This window comes from Cyclobacterium salsum, assembly GCF_010119245.1.
Lineage (GTDB): Bacteria > Bacteroidota > Bacteroidia > Cytophagales > Cyclobacteriaceae > Cyclobacterium > Cyclobacterium salsum.
In genome coordinates this window covers 194,009-214,928 of record NZ_WNKG01000010.1, presented here as the reverse complement: position 1 = coordinate 214,928, position 20,920 = coordinate 194,009, and the positions used below count along the sequence as shown (strand labels likewise).

The following is a 20,920-nucleotide window of genomic DNA, read 5'->3' as shown; positions in this document are numbered from 1 at the left end:
GGGCCACATTGTAGCTAAAACTTGCCCCTCCACCATGACGCTCTGATCGGTACATGGTATCGTCGGTGGTACCCGATATGTCTGCTATGTTGTTATTGGTATAGGTGGAGCCGCCCACAAAAGAATTATCGGCATCATACACAAAACCGGCACCGGAGGTGAATTGGGGACCTCCCGAATTAATCCCTGACAGGCCTGTGAAATTTTCTCCTTCCACTGTAAGGACGAACTCATCACTCCGATTATAGGTCCCGTCGGTAGCCGTCACCCTTATAGAAATTGTTCCAATACTTGAGATAGTAGGAATTCCGCTAAATGTGCGTGAAGTTCCATCAAATTCTAACCAGGTCGGCAGCGGGTTTCCATCAGAAAGGCTGGCAGTATAATTTAGTCCGCCCGCTTCTGAGTGATAAAAGGTGTTTTCTGCAAATGTAAAATTAAATGCCAGGTTTACCTGAGCACTTTGATCTGGTATTGGATTAGCTACTGTGATCGGATTATAATGGTCAATGGTTCCTGCCTTGATGGGGATGGTTTTGGTACTTGAATGACCAAATTCAATCACCAAATCAGCCTCGATGAGTTCTTCTGTTCCATTGTATGAAATGGTTAATTCATGTTGGGAATTAGCCCTAAGAAGGGAGTTGGTAAGGACACCTGAATGAATGACAAAATCAGTAGTGTTGATTCCAACAATTTTTATTGATCTAATAAAAATTCCGGTATTTCCATTCTCCACATTTAACGTCAAATTTTCACTGATACCAGATTTTAGAAACAGGGTATCCACTGTAGTGATTTCACTGGCTAAAAGAGGGGAGCCTTTTGGTTCATCAAAACCAAAAACTTCCATGTTTTTTTGATTTCCCCCACCACGGGTGGGGGATCCTCCCAGTACATACAGCCCCTTTCCGGAAACGATACCTTGAGTGCCATGCCTTTGGAAATTCATGGGTTTAAGCGATACCCATTCTTCTTTTTGAGGATCATACATTTCAGTGATGGCAAGTGCTGTGGAATTGTCCGGCACTTCCCCCCCGGCCACAATGATTTTGTTCAAATAATTATTTACCGTTGCCGCTGCCCTTGGGGTAGGGATATTTTGATTCACTGGCAAAGTAGACCAGGTATGGGTAGTAAAATTATATACATCCACTTCAGGAATAACCGGTCCGAAAACACCCCCATCACCACCTGATTGTCTTCCGGAGACCACATACATTTTATTTGCTACAACTGTAGAGAAAAAATGATCCCTCGCCCTGGGTGAATTCTCCAGGACAGTCCAGGTTCCGGTGAGTGGATCATATTCATCAAACAAATTCACATATTCTCCATCATGCCCCTTTTTATTTCCGTTTACGATGTAAAATTTATTGTTATACAAAACTACACCAGCAGATCCTCTTTTCCTGTCCTGAGGTATTTCAGGTCCTTGAATCCATTCCTGGCGTACAGGATCAAAAGCCCAAATATGATCTGTAGGAGATTCGACTGGGAAGTTATTGTCTTTAAAAGCTCCGATGACCCAAATTAGACCCTCATATTCGACTGCCTGAAAATGGTTAAAATCAAAAGGACTGCTGTTTTGTAAAGCCTGCCAGGTATCGGTCTGATAATCATAAACGTCCACCTTTTTGGGTTCTTCTCTTCCCCCCAATAAATAAAATTTATCCCCGGCTTGCACAAATGAGTTTTCATGCCTTCCGGTATAATCCTGAGACTCGTTTTTTACCTGCCAGGTCTGCAGGGTAAGCGGAGGAGAAACGGTCCAGGTAAAATCAAAGGATAGGGCGTCTGAATCGGTCCCATCTTCATCATCCAGGGTAATGGTAACCAAATACGGACTATTTGCATAAGCATCTTCGGCAATAGTTCCATACAACGTACCATTTGTTGGTTCGATTACAATTCCCGGAGGCAAACCTTGGGCACTAAAACTAAGGTTACCATCTCCCCCTGAGGCCTCAATAAACAAACTTCCATCCAATTCATCCCCCGGTAAATTGATTCGATTCTCAAGTGGAGTAAACAAAATAGGGGTATGCTCGATCAAGCCAAATAAACGGATGATTTCAATACCATTGATTAACGGGTTTTCAATGGATTTTTGAAAATCAATATTCAATTCGCCGTCTGTGACGGAAACTGGAATCTGTTCCATTCCTCCCACTTTATGTCCAAATTTTGCAGCTAAATCCAATTGACTGATGACAGTTTGACCTTCAACCAAAATATCAAACACCCTTTGGCCAGGTTGGGAGGTTCCGTCATATCCGTTGCCCATGTATAGCTTAACCAGATAATCACCATTTTCTATGGGTATTTGATATTGCATCGATTGAAGGCCACTATACCTTTCTGTACTAAAAATCTGGGCATAGAGCTGGTCGCTGATGTACGATGGAATGGAGGAGTGCCTATTAATGGGATCGAATGTGTTGTTGCTGATTTTACCGGTATTGACACTGAAAAATTCATTACTAGTAGCCCCGGCTATATTATTGGATTTCCAATCGGTGTTAGTAGATTCATCGGCAAGAATTCCCCCTCCAGCATTTATTCTTAAGATGACCTGCTCATCCAATTTGGTGCTGACCGTAAAGGATTGGTCCACGTAAAATCCGTCCTGATCGGTGGCCCTGATCGTTAATTCAGAGGAATTTACTTCATTTGGAAAACCCAGTGTCAAGAAATTGCCGGTAATTACTGCATCAAATACCGGGTTGGAATTATGTAGTATCTGATAAGTCAAATTTTCCACCCCTTTGTTGTCATCAAAGTGCTGATTAAGGTCAATAATTTCATCTGGATCATTGACAATTTTTTCCAGGTCGCCTAAAACCTTGGTGATATAAGGTCTTTCACTGACTACCTCAAAATAGTCCCACACAGCTATAAAATCCTTGGCCCAATCATTGGAAGTGCCAAATATTCCGATAGCCAAAGGAACCGTGGAATTTTGAATGGCTTCTTTGATTAAACCGGTCGTTTGAATCATACCGATGGATACTTTATCTGCATTTCCAAATTTGTAAAAGGGAATGACTGATCCATCTAATGGCTCCACATCAAAACCAATTTCCACCAATTCATCGGAAAGGGGTCTGTTTTCTATGGGAATAGCATACATGATTGGGCTGGCGTCTGGAACGTCCTCTATTTCCTGGGCAGCAACCAGGTGGGTTTCCGTAAACACCAATTTAATAAAATTACTTTGTGTACCATCTCCGATTTGAATACCCACTTCTCCAAGGCCATCAAAATCATACAGAGAGCCTGGGGCAGATAAGCCTAATAATCCGGAGGATATGGTAAACTTTCCTGATTCCAACCCTACATTGACCCCAAACTGGAATCCCTTTTCCTGGTTATTGATAGCCCCGTTGGCGGTTCCTCCTGTCATGGACACCTGAATGGCACCTGCTGCACCGCCATAGATATCTGCAGGCCCGGGTCTTTCCTCTGGTTTATCGAGCCAATCGAGCCAGTTGGGGTTAGGGGCGCCATTATTCATCAATCCCGTTAATCCCAAGCCCAAATATCCGCTTTCCCTGCCCAGGTTGTCTTGTTGAATGGTAAACAATTGGTTATCTACGGGCAAATTCATGGGGTAACCTAATTGAAAAGGATCATTCTCATCCAATATACCATCTCCATCATCATCCAAATCATTCAAATCGGAAATAAAGTCATTGTCATAGTCATTGGGAATGGAAGCTCCTGAACAATAATCGGTACCGTTGTCCAATTCATCTTGATTCGAATACCCATCAAAATCATAATCTGCCGAAGGATCAAAGTTTGGATCTTCCGGTGATAAACAAGACAAATTATCAGTTGGTGTCAATACCATGATACGGCCATCGAAAGTGGCCACCCAAATGGTTCCCGGAAAAATATCATTGTCTCCATTGCAGGAGATACCCAGTGCATTTCCTCCATTGAGATTCCATTTATTGGTTTCCATACTTTCAAGGGAACCATCGGGATTTAAGTTTACCAAATGAAGGGTTCCACCGCTTTTTCCTGCTATCAGTGACCCTTTAATGGCACCTCCAAAATTCGATGCCTTGTATTCATCTATACCGTTACTATTGATTGGAAGAATAGCGACTACACTGGGCTGTGGTCCATTTGGGTTATATAAAGTGGGTGCTATAAAGTCGGCTTCTGCGCCATTAGCCAAAGATAATGGCACGGGAGGCCAATTCACAGGTAGGCTATTGGAGGCATATTCTTCGAAGCCTTCCGTTCCCGGGGCTATGGGCTGTAAAATTTGTGTTCTAAAGTGATCCGTGGGTGAAAAGTCAGGAGTTATATTGGACCAGTTACTATCATCCCCAATAAACTTGGTGTAGAGGCCTGCTCCCCCGGGATTGAAAGGAAAAATGGCTCCCGGTTGATAGGGTTGACCGGGATTAGCTCTTACAGGCGTAGGATGGCCCCCATAAAATGACCCGAATGTATAGGTGTTTAAATCTGAGGTGATCAATATCAATTGATCCTGATTATCCACATACTCTCCGGACGCACTTGGTGTCAGGGAACTGCCTCCCGGCTCATCAGGCAGGTACCGGTTGCTTACCATTTCAGCATTTCCCTCATGTTCTGGTAATCCCCCCCAATTGGTATTGGCACCATTATCCGTGACATATAGGCCATTATTTTCAGTCACTACCAGGTCATACGAATTGCGGTACCCTGCAGAAAAAATCTGTACGGGACCTCCCTCTACCAACATGCCCATATTCAATCCATCATTTCCACCAAATGGGTCGTTTATATCTATGCCATCATAACTGGGATGGTTGGGGTCATAAACAAAATTTTTATTAGGCCTGGAAGGATCGTCTAAGGTGGGTATATCGTATTTAAACATTCGATCAGTGACCGGATCAATTGCTGTAGGGATTGCCTCAATAGCGTCAAGATCAACGCTTAAAATCGCAGCAGAAAGGGCATATTCTGATATATAAGCAAAGTTTTTAGACGGCGCACCGGCATTGGTGAAGCCGCCGCTGGTAACCAAAAGGTAAGGCTTCCCATTGATCATGGTAAATTCCAATCCGTTGGTAGAGTGATTTTCTTCTGATCGGGGAAGTCCCCTGACCAAGTCTATGACTTCCCATTCCGTGCCTGTCCATGTCAATCTGGTGATTACCCCGGAATTGGTATCGAGGACCTTATCTCCACTTGGGCCGCCCCATTTTGGGTCGCTGGAACTGGCATAAATAACGGGGTTGGTAGCTGTGCCTTCTACGGTGATACCGGTAATTTGCCGGTTATTCCTATTGTCAAAGGCTGCTTTCCCATTGTCATCATGGTTGGGGATTTGCTTCACACCATCCAGGACCTCTTCTCCGATTACTTCGTACTTATTAAGCCCCGTTTGATTAATGGTTAAAATCTTTATGATCCCATTTAATTGAGCCGCATATAACCTGCCATCAGGTCCGAATTTTAAGGAAGTCCCCTGGTTTACGGCTGGGAAATTCTTAAAATCCAAAGCAGATTGGTCAAAACTGATATTTTGACCTTGGGATTGCGTTACCACTACTAATCCGAATAACAAAGAGGATAAAATAGTGTAAAAATTCGAGAATAGATTGTTTTTAGTTTTCACTTTCCAAGGAGGTAAAATTTTTACATAGATAGCTGATCAGGTTGGTAGGCCATTGATTTTAAGTCAAATACAGTGATAAATATAAAGAAAATATAAAAACAAAAAAACTTTTTATGTATTTTAAATTCGTTTTTTTAGGTTTAAAAAATATAGTTGATTTATCGGTAAATTTCATGCCAATAACCGGATCCAATTACTTTATAAGTCGGCACCAGGCAGGAAATTACGACTGGGATGCGAACAGTACCAGGATTGGATCATTGTCAGCATCCCTCGAATGAGGTTTCAGCCGGTTTTAAAGTAAGACCCAGCTAAAAAAAAGCGTTTTCCGTATCTTATTGAGGATCGCCTTTCCTAATTGGAATAAATAAATTCTTATACCCATATTTCCATTTCTCCAATGATTTAAATGTTCTTCCAACCACCATAATGAATCATTTAAATGGTCTATTTCATTTTTACATTTTTTTATTTCTTCTTCTAAATTATTAATTCTATAATTCCAGTATTTTGGATGGATTGGATCGTTTCCAAGGTACTTTGGATGGTCGAAATTCATAGACTCGTGTATAACTAGAAATATATTTTGCTTATACCATAAGTCAACCTTTTCATTTTCCCAGATGTATGGACGAATCATATCGTAATACACATACCCGAGGGCTTTAAATTTTTTTTGCCAGTAACCCGGCCATTGCTCGTTGATATGATTTTGGCCTCCCTGATTAGGGATGGCAGATGAGAATAAAATAATGTTACCATGGCTTGTAATGGATCTAATAAAAATATCTGCCGCACTTTCGGGTAAATGCTCCGCTACTTCCAAACAAACTACCAAATCAAATTTTCTTTTGAGATTTAAGGGTTTTTGTAAATCATGTATGATTACCTTGTTTTTTGAAATTACTAATTTTTCCATGTCCATATAGGCGCTTTCAATTCCAAGAACATCTTTAACGCCTGATTCTTGAAATATTTTTAGCCAGGTACCCAAACCACAACCAATGTCAAGTACCGAAGAAGTTTTAAATAGTGATGATAATATCGGAACAATTATTTCTGCAGACCCTGTATTGTAAACCTCTTCCTGGTGAACAAATATTTTTTCTTTTATAATCAATCTAAGGCTTTTTTATATACTATTTATTGATTTTACCATCTTAATTTAATTCCTCCAACTTATTGTAAACTAGTTTATTGTTACTAAACCATATTCTTAATTTAAATCTGGAACTTTATCCAGGTTCGATTCAGAAGTTATCATTTCATATGGTTCGCTTTTCCCCAAATGCTTTACTTTTAACCAAGAAAATAATAATGCCAGAGGACCAACCGTGTTTCCAACTATTTCAATTAAAATCAATACAATTGGGTAGTCGCTTCGACCAATTGCCCTTCGGATAATTTGGGCCAAATGGTGTTTCGGTAGTGTATATAAAATTCGGGGCAATCCCCTCCAATCCTTATCTTTAATTGCGGTCACTAAGTGATAAGAAACGTGACCTTTACTGTAATTATAAAGTTGTCTCCGTAATGCCTTATTGGTCTTTCTGTGCTTGTGCCAAACATATGCCTTGGGGTTATATATTATGGAAGCGCCTTCCTTCAAAATCCTGTAAAAAAGGTAAGTGTCTTCTCCTACCCCAGATGGCATTCCCGGGCCAAGCACCTCTTCTAGCATTCGGATATTTTTATTTTTAAAAACCTCCCTTCGAAACGCTGCATTTGCGCAAGCACCAATATCCCATGTTGGGACGGCCTGATTTCGGAAGCTACCAAACCAATGGGTGTCATATTCTTTTTGCACATATCCCTTGCCCAATCCTCCGTACAACTCAAAGTGGAGCTGGGCATCGTTTTCTAAGGAATGTGGAAGTACATTGCCGGTCACAGCCATTACATCCCCCCGGACAAAAGGTTTCAATAGATCTTCAACCCAGTGTTCAGGCAAAATTACATCATCATCGGTGGTAAGAATAAATTCCCCGGTGCTTGCAAAAATTCCTGCATTCCTTGCATAGGACAACCCTTTCCTTGCTTCATTGACCAATATCACATTCGGAAACTGAGCCACTACCGGAGGTGTCAACCCAGAAGCAGGTTGGTTATCCACCACGACTACCTCCAATCGGTGCGATGTTTCCTGACGACACAAGGAGGTCAAACATTCATACAGATCAGTAGGCCGGTCCAAAGTAGCGATGACTACGGAAGCAGTGGAAGGTGATAGAGGAGAATCGACTGGCCGTTTTCCATCCTCGCCCAGGTCAAAGTGATGAAGGAGAACCTCAGTGGCTTTTCCCCAAATTTCTGATGGGCTTAAATTTAGGGAGGGCTGCAACAATTTTAATTTGAATTCTTTGGCTACCAATTCTGCAATGCGATCTGAACCCAGGATGGTATAGTGGTTCGTTACATCCAGATGACCCAAAAAATTTTCTCCCCATTTAAAAAAAATCCTGGTCTTCGGATAATCTTCAATATCGATTAAGGGCTTAATTGGCTCACTAAGATCAATTATACGGACGGCGGTACCTTTTTTGGTGTTTTTGTTTGGTATTTTGGGAGTTTCATAGAACCGAAACCTTTCCGCACCTGACTGGGAGTCATATTGCTTCGCCACCTTTCTTGCCTTCTTATATAATCCAAATCTAAAGCAGCCACTTATTTCGGCTTTGACCAAGCTGGATGGAATACCTCCAGCTTTAATCTTGCTCACCAGGAGACGGCGAAGTAACCAATTGAACAGGTACCAAAACCAAATTCGGAAGAAACCAAAACGTTGTGCCGGGTATTTTAGAAAAGAACTGGAAATATATCCCAGCAATCCCTTGCTATTATTAGAAATCTGAGTTTTCAACTCCTGGTCGGTTTTTCGGTGGCAATGTCTCACCATAGCTGCAGGTTCATATACTAAGGTGTACCCATGTTTGATAACCCTAAAAAACATTTCCAGGTCTCCCCCACCATTAGTCAGGGTGCCGGCATCCAGTGCCGGATCGAATAGTCCCAACTCCTGAAATATGGATTTCCTGAATGCCATATTAGCCCCAGTCCCAAACTGCCCTGTTCCTAGCAACTGCCAGGGTACTACCTTTCCTTTCACCCTGTGCCATTTTCTCTCAAAGCCTCTCCCAAATCCTCCGTAAGTTTCGAACATTACCTGAGGCTGGGTTTCCAGTTCCGCAGGAACTACCAAGCCGGTTAGGGCCACCACTTCAGGATTACGGGCAAAAAGTCTCCCGAGGGATTTTACCCAATTGGCATCCACCAGAACATCATCATCCGTAAAAGCTAAAATTTCCCCTCTTGCCTCTAGAATGGCCCTGTTGCGGGCCCAGTTCAAGCCTGGATTTTGCTCTCTGATATAGCGAAAGTTTGGATGTTTTGTTTTTATTAAAATCTCTGTGGCATCTGTACTCGGTGCATTGTCAACCACCAACAAATCTAAATCAGGATAATCCAGTAGGCTCATGGCTTCCAGACATCGATCCAGTTGCTCTGTCCTGTCTTTTGTACATATCGCAACCGTTACCAGAGGAAGCTTTACAGCAGGTTCAACCGGTTCTAAGGCTAGTAGGCCTTCCAGACTTAACTCGCCTTGCCTAAGGGGGAATGCCAGACCCTTTTTTAATAAACATTGTATGATCTTTAATTGATGCTTTTCTAGGATATTGGCGATGATACACTTTCGGCTTATCTCATTATTCTTGATGGTCAGCGTGCAGTACCCGACTGGCTGCTTTTCAAAAGTAACCAGTAATTGAACTGCCTTATAATTCTCAAGGCCCTTAATGTCCAAAATTGGCAACGCTAAATCTATTTTCAATACCTTGACAGGATATATCATCGGGAGGGCCTGTTTGGATAATGTATATTCAATAGATAAATAACTGTTTTAATGAGAGTGGGATAGTTTGACTGGAGGTTTAATACCCTATCATATTTAAAGTGGATTTTTATTTGTCCTTTTCATTTTTGCTAATAATTCAACCTGAACCCTGGGACGAATGATACCTTGTCTTGATCCAAAATAAGAAAGCCTTTCCCTAAAATCCTGAATCTCAAAAGTGGTAAGATTTTTAAATTCTAAGATGGCAGGCGCATTGCTTTTATGTATCATCAAAGAAATCGTATATTTGTGCGCATTTAGCAAATCCTCTGGGATTTGCATGGTATAATAAATTTCCCCAACTTCTGCTTTTATAGTCGGAGAACCCAAATCAAATACGCATGTGCCGTCCTGGGTATTTAAAGCGAGACCGACCTCGATATTAAATCCTTCGGTAAAACAAGATAGCTCTATTTGGATTTCAATGGGATCATGTACTAAGATGACTTGGTCTTGTGATTTACCCAGGGCTGTTACGGCCATACTTTTAACTTGAATGGTTGACTCTGCGTTTTCTGGCCTAACCTGAGCAACCTCCTTTTCTTTTAAACTGGCCAGGTAACAGTCCACTACCCGTTGCGTTTCCCCGTTTTCCCGGATTTCACCCTTGTCCAGCCAGAGGGCTTTATGGCATAGGTTTGAAACCACCTGCGCATCGTGACTTACAAATAAAATGGTTCTACCCTGAAGATGGGAAGCCTCTTCCATTTTTTTAAGGCATTTGGTTTGAAATTCCGCATCGCCTACCGCCAACACCTCGTCGACAATCAGGATGTCAGGTTCCAGGTGGGCAGCTACCGAAAACGCCAGTCGCATATACATTCCCGAAGAATAATGTTTGACCGGAGTATCAATAAACCGCTCTACCCCCGAGAAAGCCACTATTTCATCAAAGCACTGTTGTATTTCCTGTTTCTTCATGCCCAGGAAATATCCGCTTATAAAGATATTCTCCCGCCCGGTAAGGTCCCAATTGAAACCTGTGCCGATTTCCAACAGGCTGTTTACCTTTCCTTTACCTCTAACTGTTCCTGACGTAGGCCTTACAATTCGGGATAGAATTTTCAACAAGGTTGATTTGCCGGAGCCATTGCTGCCTACGATGCCTAAAATATCTCCCTGATTGACCTCGAACGAAATATCTTTTAATGCCCATAAGGTATCGCTTTGCGTATTGTTAGGGTAACTTTCTATTGCGAAAGGGTCTTCCTTTTTTTGGACATTCACCGCCCACCACCGGTGCAGGTCTTTTTTAAGGGTACCGGTATTGGTCTGACCTAGTTGATATACCTTCGAAACGTTTTCAACCTTTAAAATAGCTGACATACTAATTATACCACATCAATAAGGTTGTCTCCATGCTTATTGAAGGATGCAAAGCCGATGAGCAGAAAAACAAACGCGCAAATCATACTGTAGGAAAGCTGTACCATGGTAAAAGTGCCTTCACCCAATAGGGCAAACTTAAAGGCTTCAAACAAGGGCGTTAGGGGATTCCAAAAGACTAGCCAGCGGAGGTTTTCCGGGGTGCCGGATACAGGATAGATAACAGGAGTAAGAAACATCAATAATCGTATTCCAGTAGGAATAATATTGCCGAGATCCCGGTACTTAGCGGTCAATAGGGAGCAACAAATACCAAAGGCCAATCCCATTACACCTGTAAATAGAATAATTACAGGAATAGAAAAGGTGCCTGCATTGAAATTAATACTTAGATCGTTAAAAAGTACATATCCCCCAATTAAAATTATCAGAAAAGTAAACTGAATCAAAAAACGCAAACCTTGCACGAATAACACAGAAAGGGGCAAAATGATCCGAGGAAAATACACTTTGCTGAAGAGCTGTATGTTGTCCTGAAAAATTTTTGAGGTGCCGGAAAAGCCCTCACTGAAGAAATTCCATAAAATGATACCAGAAAGGTAAAACAATATCGGTGGTATGGTACCAGTGGAGATACCCACCAATTTTCCAAAGACCGCCAAGTAGATCAACAGGGTCAAGATAGGCTGCAAAAGCATCCAGATAGGCCCTAAAAGGGTCTGTTTATAGTACAATAAAAACTCCCTTTGTACCAGCCCAAATAAGAGGTTTTGATAATTCCAGATTTCTTTCCAATCCCTTCCCCACCACTGGGTTCTGGCCGTGATCGACCATTCCGCCATTTTCTGCTTATCCTTATTGTCCATAATAAAAATAAGTTTTAATCTTTTCCGGAAGCTTTCGCCCCATACATTGCAGTTTATAGGAGGCGTCGGCCTTGATCATTTTGTAATAAATGTTTACCAAATGAGCCAGTATAAAAGGATGTATACTCATGGAAACTATTTTGCCCATATAAGCTTGAATGAAAGGAAAAGGCGGTCGATTTTCAAGGTTCCTATAGACGATTCCCAACAGGCTCTTGGCGGAATTGAATTTGGATTTTTTTAACACCTTTTTTCTGTCTTGCTCAGGCAAATGAATTCTGATCTTATCCAACACAAAAATTAAATCCGAGTGGATTTGGGAGAATGAAGAGTGGTTCCAGGAAATGGATTGAGGATGGGTTCGGTACTGGGCCAATACTTTTGGTGAATAAGCTACGGGATAGGATTTCGCAATCCGGACCCACATTTCCCAATCTTCCCCATAGCTGGTGCCATAAAAACCGCCTAGTGTTTCATACACCTCTCGTTTGACGACCATGGCAGCATATTGGATCCTTTGCTTTCCAGCAATTTTGGTTAACCAATTGGACAAAATTCCTTCCTGATCGGCTTCAGGTTGGTTGGTATGTGTTTTCACGCCAAACTCATTGATAAAGTCATAATTGCTGAATGCGGCACCAGCTTCCGGGTAATCTTTAAAAAGAGCTGTTATCTTATCATAAAAGCCCGGTTTTACCAAATCGTCACCATGCAATAAATGGATAAATTTTCCTTTGGATCTTTTGAAGCAGGTTTCGAAATTTCGCAAGCTACCTACATTTGCTGCTTGCCTGAAATAACCAATTCTTCCTTTTCCTAAATCACTGACGATATTTTCAATATCCGCGTCGGTACTGGCATCATCTACCACTTCTATTTGCATCAGCTCTTCTCCTAAATCCTGACGCAAAACACTTTCCAGGTTCTCTACCAAATAATCAGAACAATTATAGACCGGAATCATTACCGACCATACGGGCCGGTATTGTACTGAATCGAGGGGAGAAATTACGGGTGGTGAAATTGGAATCCTTTCCAAGGTTTAATTTGAATTATTGAATAATTTTTAACTTACTCATTAAAAGCCGTAAAAATCTTTTGTCAAAAATAAGGTAATTAAAAAACACTCCTAATAAATTTTGGTATTTTCTAAATCTTAACGCACTGTTAAAGGTCTCCACTGCCATTCTCGAAATCAGGTCATCTTTGAATTTTTTAAATTCCATCCTTCCATTTTTAGCTACTATTTTATCCGCCCACTTTTCAAGAAAAACACGGGTTCTTTCAAATTTTAATTTGTATTCATTGGAAAGCCTGTCCTCAGAATCAAAGCTGAAATTAGATAAAATTTCTGTGCAGTAACCAATTTTCAATTTATCTGCTGCCCTCAGCCAAAAATCAAAATCCTCATGGTGTCTTAACGTTTCATCAAAATAACCAATTTTTAAAAAACTGTTTTTTTTCACCATTAAGGTAGATGGATTGGTCGGTTTCCATCCAGTCATCAAATGTGACCAAATTTCAGCATCGTAAAAAATCGTATCCCGGATAACCCGCTTATTGTTGACCAAAAGATAGGTGTCACAATATACCATATCTAAACAGGGATTACTTTGAAATAGCTGCACTTGCCTTTGAATTTTTTCCGGTTCCCAAAAATCATCGGAATCCAAAAAAGCGATGAAATCTCCTTTTGCAAGGGAGATGCCTCGGTTTCTTGAATAGGAAAGCCCCTTGTTGACCGGATTTCTGAAGACTTTTATCAAATCACCACAAAAACCATTTGCTTCCAGATACTCTTTGTTTGAAAAATCAGAACCGTCATCTACAATGATAATTTCTAAGGCTTTGTAAGTTTGATTCAGGACAGATTGAATCGCTCTGATCAGTTCTGATTTTCTATTGAGGTTTGGAATGACTACACTTACCTTAGTGTGGGGTAAAACAGTTTTTATCTGAATTTGAGGCTGGAGCTCAATAGAAAGCAACGGTTTGATATAAAAAGTTGAGATTTTAGTTGTTAACATTCCCTGAAATTATTTTTCGATTTCCTTAATTTTACAATAAATTTGAGAAAAGTAAGCAGATTTTAAAATCGCAAATGCCACTCCCCTATACCCGTCTAAAAACCCACCCATTAGAAAAAAACTTCCTAAAAAATAGGACGGTGCAAACCAAAAATAATTTAAACAGCGGTACTTAATTCGTTGGTTAAAATCAAGCAAAGGATTCTCATATTTGTCTTTTTTAAATCTTAAAAACCTTCTTGCTTCCCAATCCGAATATACATTGTGTTTGGTGACATAATGGGAAACCCCTTGATAATCCAGATGATCTATTTTACTTTTTATTTTCCCAATCTTTCCTTCAATAATTGGATGTTCGTGGATTTCCATGTCAAATTTACTCCAATTTTCCTCTATAATCCTTTCGTATTTACCCTGGCCCACTTGAAAAAGGGCCAGTTTTTTTAGTGGGTACCCACCTTTAAGCTTCTTACCCATAAAATGAATATTGTAAGCAAGCAGAAACCCACTGTTAGTTGTTTTAGGGAGTTTTTTTCGAACTTCCATTTTAAATTTTTCATTGATATGTTCGTCTGCATCCAAAAACAATATCCACTTGGTTTGAGGTGTACGATGTTCCAAAAACCAATTTCTTTTTTTTGGATACCTACCGTTCCATTTAAACTCTATTACTTCTACATCTGCCTCTTTTGCTATTTGACTAGTCCTATCCGTACTTCCCGAATCAATTACCACTACATGCTTCGCAAAATCCTTCCCAATTGCTTTCAAACAGCCTGGAAGATTTTTTTCTTCATTTTTAACAGGGATGGCAATGGTAAGGTCAATGGTGCTACTCATTTTTGTTTATTATAAAAATCTGAATGAAAAATTTGTTTTTAAATTGCTTGAGTAGTAGGGTGATGGGTTTTCATTGCACGATTCTTAATGGGTATAGATGGATTACCACGAACAACTGTCCACGGGGCTACATCCTGAAACACAGAAGATCTGGCTCCTACCACACATCCCTGTCTTAGTTTTACTCCAGGTCCGATAAAAGCGTCAGCAGCCACCCAAACCTGATCCTCAATAAATATCGGTTTTAAAATCAGGTTGTGCTTGGGATCGGTGATGTCATGGCTGGACGCGCATAGATACGATTTCTGAGAAATTGCAGTATTTGATCCTATGGAAATTTTACCCTGGTTATAGCAATCCACATAGGGCCCTAAACTGGAATAGGCGCCCATGGTAAGGTTCCACGGTGCCCAAATCTGGACACTGGCGTATACTGTGGCATTCCAACTTAATTTGGCACCAAAGGACTTAAGTATTAATATCCTCCAGGGGTTAAAAAATCGAAACGTAAAAGGCCGAAAAAAAAGGAGATAGGTTATATTCCAAACCAATCGACCCAATTTGTTTTTCAGGCTAAAACTATGATCGTATTTGGAAAGATCAACCGTTATTGTATTCATAAAATTTTATTTTTTGTTTCGGTATTAATTATGTTTAAAAATGAAGATAACAAAAGAAAGCGGATTTAATTATCGGTAGAATTGCCAGTAACACCTTGAACAAATCTTTTTGCCGCAATTTCTATAGAATAGCGATTTTGGTATAACGTTTTGGCACTTAAAGAAATTTTGTTTTTTTCATCGGGGCTTAACCCTCCCCACTTTTCAAATAAGTTTTCTGCACCTTCCAATGTATCTTTTTCTACTATACCCCCTTCACCCATGCTTATTTCCCTCCAAATATTTACCTGGTCGGAAATCAACACCGGCTTACCGCAGGCTAATGCCTCCACGACGGCAATCCCAAAATTCTCCTGATGACTAAGTAAAAAAAAGGCTTCTGCTCCATAAAAAGCTCCCCATTTGGCATTTCCATCTAACATGCCTGGAAATTCTATATGTGATTCTACCTGATTTTTTTTAACCAACCGCTTGATTTTACTTCCGTATTTTGAATTGATACCTGGTCCTGCAACCACTAATCGGGGAATCCTGCCTATTTTTTTTTTATTTTTCTTAAACCAATTGGAATAGGCTATAATGAGTAAATCGACCCCTTTTTTCTCATGGATTCGGCTTAAAAATAGGATATAGTTATTGTTTTTTAAATTGGGACAGAAATTATTAAATGCGGCTTTCATCTCTGGGAGGAACGGTGGAGGGGAAATTATTCCGTAGCCAACGTTTATTTCATTCCTTGGATGATAGCGGGCAAAAGTCTTTCGTGCTAGAAGCAGTTCTTGCTCGCAGGTAAAAAGCAATCCGTCGGATTGATTAACTAATTTTGCTTCAATTAAATACCAATAAAACCAATTACGAATAGCTTTTAATTTTCTATTTGATGCCAACTGAAAATAGGGATCTAACATGCCATGAGGCATGACGAATAGCTTAGGAAGATTTGTTTTATTTTTGCGAATTTTTTGATAAAATTTTGAGACAGCAAATCCGTGATATAACCACAAACCATGGACAATGATGACATCAAAACGGTGATAATTCTTCAGGAGCCATGGGATTAGATCCTTATTATATGACCATGGATTATTTGCTGGTCCCAAGGCATGGAGCAAAAAACAGTCATTTTTTATAAAGTCACAATCAGGAGCATCTGAACTGACCACCTCAGTGTATATACCCCTTTCCATTAACGCTGGAATTGAATTTCTTATGCCTTGGCATGGCCCTCCACTCGCCGGATTCATGCTATCGATCACACGAAGGAACCTCATGATTGGGAAGTGGAAAGAATTTTATAATAAATCTTCTCAATTTTGTTTAAAGAAAGATCCGAATCAAACCTTTTGACATTATTTAACCCTATCTCCACCTGGTGTTTAAGTTCTTCATCATTCATGTTGACTACGTTTTCTATGGTCTTAGCGGATTCTTTTGCCCAAGTCTTAAAAACCTCTTTATTAATAGGCATACGAGAAATATAGTTTGCTGCGCTTCCACCTACCTCAGTCATTGGCAACTCACCGGTAGTAACTACTGGGCAACCTGAGGCCATTGCTTCAGCAATCGGCCAACCAAAACCTTCATCAAGCGATGGGAACAAAAAAAGCTTAGCAGCAATATAGGCTTGCCTGACAAAGAAATCGTTCTTTCCAGTTAAAAAATGGATATCATCTTTAAATTTAGATTTTAAGTAATTATTAATCAAATTAGAATTTGGTTGGGGCCCAATCATTAGCAAAGGCAATTTATGTCTGCTTTCAGCTCGCCAATAATTATATAATTCGATTACCCCTGCTCTGTTTTTATACCATTGATTTCCACCAACATGAAGAAGAAAGCCATTGTTAAGGTCAATCCCTAAATGTATTGACAATAATATTCTTTCCTGGCATTTATTTCCTGGTTTAAATATTGGGTTCAACCCATTATAAACCATATTGGATATAAATATTTTTTCCTCCATAAAATTACCCAAATCACTTTGTGTCTTTTTTGATACGGATATAAAATTTTTGCCTATTTTATATCCCTTTTTAATATATGCCTGGTATATTTTTCCGGTCCTACTGATAGGATTTTCTGGTATTTCCTTTAAGGCAGACCTTTGTGCAAGAAAATCATGACAATGGATAACATGAGGAAAATTTTTAACCAGTGGAACCCAAGGGCCCATTGCCTGGTCACAAAATACATAAAGCGCATTACCTGGAAAAGTCCAGATGCGGATCCTGACGAGGATAGGGAACAAAATATACTGATCTATATATCCTAACCATTTTTTAAATTTAGCCGGAAAGGAGATTTTATAAAAAAAAGGATTTGGCTTCCACACTTGTACAAAATGTCCTCTTTTTCTCATTCCGTCAATTAACATATTTGCAAATCGAGGCATGCTTTGAGAATTCAGGAAATCAGGATGTACAAAAAAAATAATTTTCATAATTTAAAACTATTCGTAACCATTCCATTTGGAAAAGACCTAGGTAATACTGAACTCAATGTAGTTTTGCATTATACTTGCTCCAAGGACCCAATACCTGATTAGTAAAAATACTAACAGTATCTATTTAAACTTTCTTATGGTACCACACCATAAAATAAACAGAACATTCTTGTAAATAATCTTTAACTATTTTTTACCAGATTTGTTCCTTGGCTTCGTAATGAGGGGATAAAACACAAGAAAGTTATACAAATTGAAGAATATGTTATAGCACCTAAGGAGTGAACTGGAAAGTGAGATGATGCGGCTGATGTTATCTGTCCCAACGTACTGTCCGACGCTTAAATATTAATACCTTTTAAGAAATTTAATATCTTTATCAGAAAAGGAAACAATATCCAATCAGAAAAAATTATTCTCAAAATCTCATAAAAATTTTGAAAATTTTAATCTATTCTTTAACGTAGCCAATACATAGTTTGGATCCAAAAAGGAGGCAGCAATAATTTTTAAGAAAAAAATTGGATAATTTTTTGTATAAAATGAGAAACCAGCCTCCCTATGAAACATTTTTGCATAAAAAGCTCTGGATCTGTTGAATTTAACCCAAGACGAATCTTTATTTCTAATGTTCATAAACTCATTGAACGTTATTTCTTCTTTTCCTTTTCGTCTTAATTTTATACAATAATGGACAAATCCGTTCATGTCTACGTAACTATGTCTTAAATTAGAATTGGTTATTGAAGAGGAATGGACACGGTATTTCATCAGCGTGTCCTGGATGATGACTAATTTAAACCCCTTTTCAATAATTCTATTAATGAACTCCACATCTTCACATGGCCAGTATTTTTGTTTAAGCCCACCTGTATTCAGATAGCATTCCTTGGAAGTCAATAACCCAGTAAATGCACATAATATTATTTTATTGTCTTTCAACATCTTATCACAATCCTCTATGCTTTTAAGAAACGGGTAGCGTTGATGTCCAATATTTTTCCCATTATCATTTATATAAAAACAATGACAACTGCTTGCATTTACAAGTGGGTTTTTCTTATGAAAGTCCATTTGCTTTTCTAGCCTTTTAGGCAACATGGGATCATCCGCATCTAAAAAAGCAAACCAATTACCTTTTGCCTTTTCAACCAATTTGTTTGTTGAATTGCATTTACCGGAATTTTTTTCATAATAAGCTTTAATCCTTGGGTCCTTAATAGAAAATGATTGTATGATTTTGGCGGAATTATCAGTGGAGCCATCGTCTAGAATTAAAAATTCAAAATTATCATAGGTTTGACAAAGAACACTTTCAATAGTTTCAACTAAAAATCTTTCTTGGTTATAAACTGGTAAGATAACTGATAAAAAAGGCTTAATCATTTTCATTTTCTCTTAACTTTTAATTTATTGCGTAAAGTGGCCCAAACGAATAGAGGATCTAAAATAACCGACACCAAAAACTGGAAAAAGAATTTTGTATAATTTTTTGAATAGAATGAATATCCTGCTTCTCTATGAAACATTTTTGAATAATAAGACGTCAATCTGATAAATTTTACCCACAGGGTATCATTTTTCCTGATTGCCAAAAATTCCTCGAATTTAATTTCTGGCTGATTTGACCTTCGTAAATAAATACAGTGTTGAACATATCCATAAACATTCACGAAAGTATGCCATCTTTTTTTTGAGGTAATAGAGGAAGCATGAATCCGGTATTTCATAAGGGCGTGTTGAATCACCACCATAATAAATCCTTTTTCAATCAATCGATTAAAGAACTCCACATCTTCACTGGGCCAAAATTGGCTTCTGAGACCCCCTGCCCTTAAATAGCAACTGCGAGAAGTCATTAATCCTGTAAACGCTGCTATTGCGACTTCATTTTTTTTCAATATATTTTTGCAATCTTCTATATTTTTCAAAAAACGAAATTTTTGAGGGCCCAAGAATTTCCCTTCTTCATTTATATAGTCACAGTGACAACTTGAAGCATCAATTTCAGGATTGTTTTTATGAAAGGCTATTTGATCATGGAGGCGATTAGGATACATTACATCATCAGCATCCAAAAATGCGCACCATTCTCCTTTGGCTCTTTCCACTAAAATATTTGTAGATATACATTTTCCCTTATTTGTTTCAAAAAAAGGCTTTATTCTTTCATCTTTTAATGCAAATTTTTTTATAATATCTTGTGAGCCATCTGTGGACCCATCGTCTAAAATTAGAAATTCAAAAATTTTATATTCCTGGTTAATTACACTTTCTATGGTTTCATCAAGAAACTTTTCCTGATTATATACAGGCATAATAACCGAAATTAGTGTTTCCATCGTATTTTTCTTCTTTTAAATATTTGATGAAATTTACTTATAAAATTATCCTCTAATTTTATTTATAACTGCCTTTGTGTATGATCTTCTTATTTTCCACATTCTACGAATGCTGGTTAATGTAAAGCTGCCAAATGCAGAATCCCAATCCTTCCTAGAATATTTTTTCCAGGTAGGATATCCGTTGTGAATGATTGAACCCATTAAATCCCAAGGTTTAGGAGATCCTACAAAATGATAAATCATTTTATCTGATAAACTAGGTTTTGCTTTATGGGCATACCACACACAATTAAATCCATCAGGTAGTTTGGAAAAATTACCGGCGAAATAGGCATTTAAAATTGTCTGATCACATGATAAAAGTTCCATTGGATAATTGCATCCTATTTGGATGCAATTATCCTTTATATTGTTCAGTCGCCACTCTTTTAAGTTAAATAATAAAACCCCAGAATTAAATGAATTTAAATGAGGGGATAATCCTAATAAACCAATGTAAAAATTATTCTCCAAAGTATTACTTAAAGGTCCTCCAATAACTGCTGCTAAAGCATGTCCGTTAAATTCAAATCCTATTAATTCTAAAACATCTAACTCTACTACCAGATCCGAATCCAGATAGAGAACCTGATCTTCATATATCAAATCAGGAAGTAGTAAGCGCCCATATGCTGTCCAGTCTCCATGAAGGGACTTAAACTTCCCAAAATTAGCCTTAGGGTCAAAATCAATAAATTGGCATTTCCCTTCAAATTGTTCTGATAATAGGAGCTTTAAAATTTGATTTTTATCCTTTTGTAAAAGGCCAGCACAAAGAAAATAGAGAATCAAGCAATCTGGTTTGGAACAATTACGGATCAAAGATGTCAAAGTTGTTCCAAGTCCTAATAAACCCAAACGGTTAATACAAAAGGCTATATTCATGTATGTCAGTT

At 38.8% G+C, this 20,920-nt stretch carries 14 protein-coding genes; all 14 read right to left on the bottom strand.

What is annotated here, in order from left to right; all coding sequences use genetic code 11:
* On the bottom strand, window positions 1-5,626 hold a 5,626-nt coding region (locus GJS45_RS18435), incomplete at its 3' end, for a malectin domain-containing carbohydrate-binding protein (protein ID WP_162343342.1).
* Window positions 5,627-5,921: 295 nt separating this feature from the next.
* Window positions 5,922-6,746 (bottom strand): methyltransferase domain-containing protein, encoded by an 825-nt coding sequence (locus tag GJS45_RS18430; RefSeq protein ID WP_162343341.1) that lies wholly within the window; start codon window positions 6,744-6,746, stop codon window positions 5,922-5,924.
* 96 nt (window positions 6,747-6,842) lie between these two features.
* The gene (locus GJS45_RS18425) at window positions 6,843-9,476 is read right to left on the bottom strand and encodes a glycosyltransferase family 2 protein (RefSeq protein ID WP_162343340.1); all 2,634 of its coding nucleotides are present in this window, start codon (window positions 9,474-9,476) and stop codon (window positions 6,843-6,845) included.
* A gap of 96 nt (window positions 9,477-9,572) precedes the next feature.
* Complete coding sequence (locus tag GJS45_RS18420) at window positions 9,573-10,844, bottom strand: ABC transporter ATP-binding protein (protein ID WP_162343339.1); 1,272 nt, start codon at window positions 10,842-10,844, stop codon at window positions 9,573-9,575.
* Between the two features lie 5 nt (window positions 10,845-10,849).
* Window positions 10,850-11,710, bottom strand: a complete 861-nt coding sequence (locus GJS45_RS18415; protein ID WP_235954858.1) for an ABC transporter permease — start codon at window positions 11,708-11,710, stop codon at window positions 10,850-10,852.
* Window positions 11,700-12,749: a glycosyltransferase family 2 protein gene (locus GJS45_RS18410; protein ID WP_162343338.1), complete on the bottom strand. Its 1,050-nt coding sequence runs from the start codon at window positions 12,747-12,749 to the stop codon at window positions 11,700-11,702. The genes GJS45_RS18415 and GJS45_RS18410 overlap by 11 nt, the downstream gene beginning before the upstream one ends.
* A 13-nt stretch (window positions 12,750-12,762) precedes the next feature.
* A complete protein-coding gene (locus GJS45_RS18405; RefSeq protein ID WP_162343337.1) occupies window positions 12,763-13,737 on the bottom strand; it encodes a glycosyltransferase family 2 protein in 975 nt (324 codons plus the stop codon).
* 9 nt (window positions 13,738-13,746) lie between these two features.
* On the bottom strand, window positions 13,747-14,577 hold the full coding sequence (locus tag GJS45_RS18400; protein ID WP_162343336.1) for a glycosyltransferase family 2 protein: 831 nt from the start codon (window positions 14,575-14,577) through the stop codon (window positions 13,747-13,749).
* 38 nt (window positions 14,578-14,615) lie between these two features.
* On the bottom strand, window positions 14,616-15,197 hold the full coding sequence (locus GJS45_RS18395) for a putative colanic acid biosynthesis acetyltransferase (RefSeq protein ID WP_162343335.1): 582 nt from the start codon (window positions 15,195-15,197) through the stop codon (window positions 14,616-14,618).
* Window positions 15,198-15,262: 65 nt separating this feature from the next.
* On the bottom strand, window positions 15,263-16,453 hold the full coding sequence (locus GJS45_RS18390; protein WP_235954856.1) for a glycosyltransferase: 1,191 nt from the start codon (window positions 16,451-16,453) through the stop codon (window positions 15,263-15,265).
* A gap of 11 nt (window positions 16,454-16,464) precedes the next feature.
* On the bottom strand, window positions 16,465-17,637 hold the full coding sequence (locus GJS45_RS18385) for a glycosyltransferase (protein WP_162343333.1): 1,173 nt from the start codon (window positions 17,635-17,637) through the stop codon (window positions 16,465-16,467).
* Window positions 17,638-18,066: 429 nt separating this feature from the next.
* Window positions 18,067-19,032 carry a glycosyltransferase family 2 protein gene (locus GJS45_RS18380; protein ID WP_162343332.1) on the bottom strand — a complete coding sequence of 322 codons (966 nt, stop codon included), beginning with the start codon at window positions 19,030-19,032 and terminating at the stop codon, window positions 18,067-18,069.
* Window positions 19,029-19,982, bottom strand: a complete 954-nt coding sequence (locus GJS45_RS18375; RefSeq protein WP_162343331.1) for a glycosyltransferase family 2 protein — start codon at window positions 19,980-19,982, stop codon at window positions 19,029-19,031. The genes GJS45_RS18380 and GJS45_RS18375 overlap by 4 nt, the downstream gene beginning before the upstream one ends.
* A gap of 45 nt (window positions 19,983-20,027) precedes the next feature.
* On the bottom strand, window positions 20,028-20,909 hold the full coding sequence (locus tag GJS45_RS18370) for a glycosyltransferase family 8 protein (protein ID WP_162343330.1): 882 nt from the start codon (window positions 20,907-20,909) through the stop codon (window positions 20,028-20,030).
* Window positions 20,910-20,920: the final 11 nt, after the last annotated feature.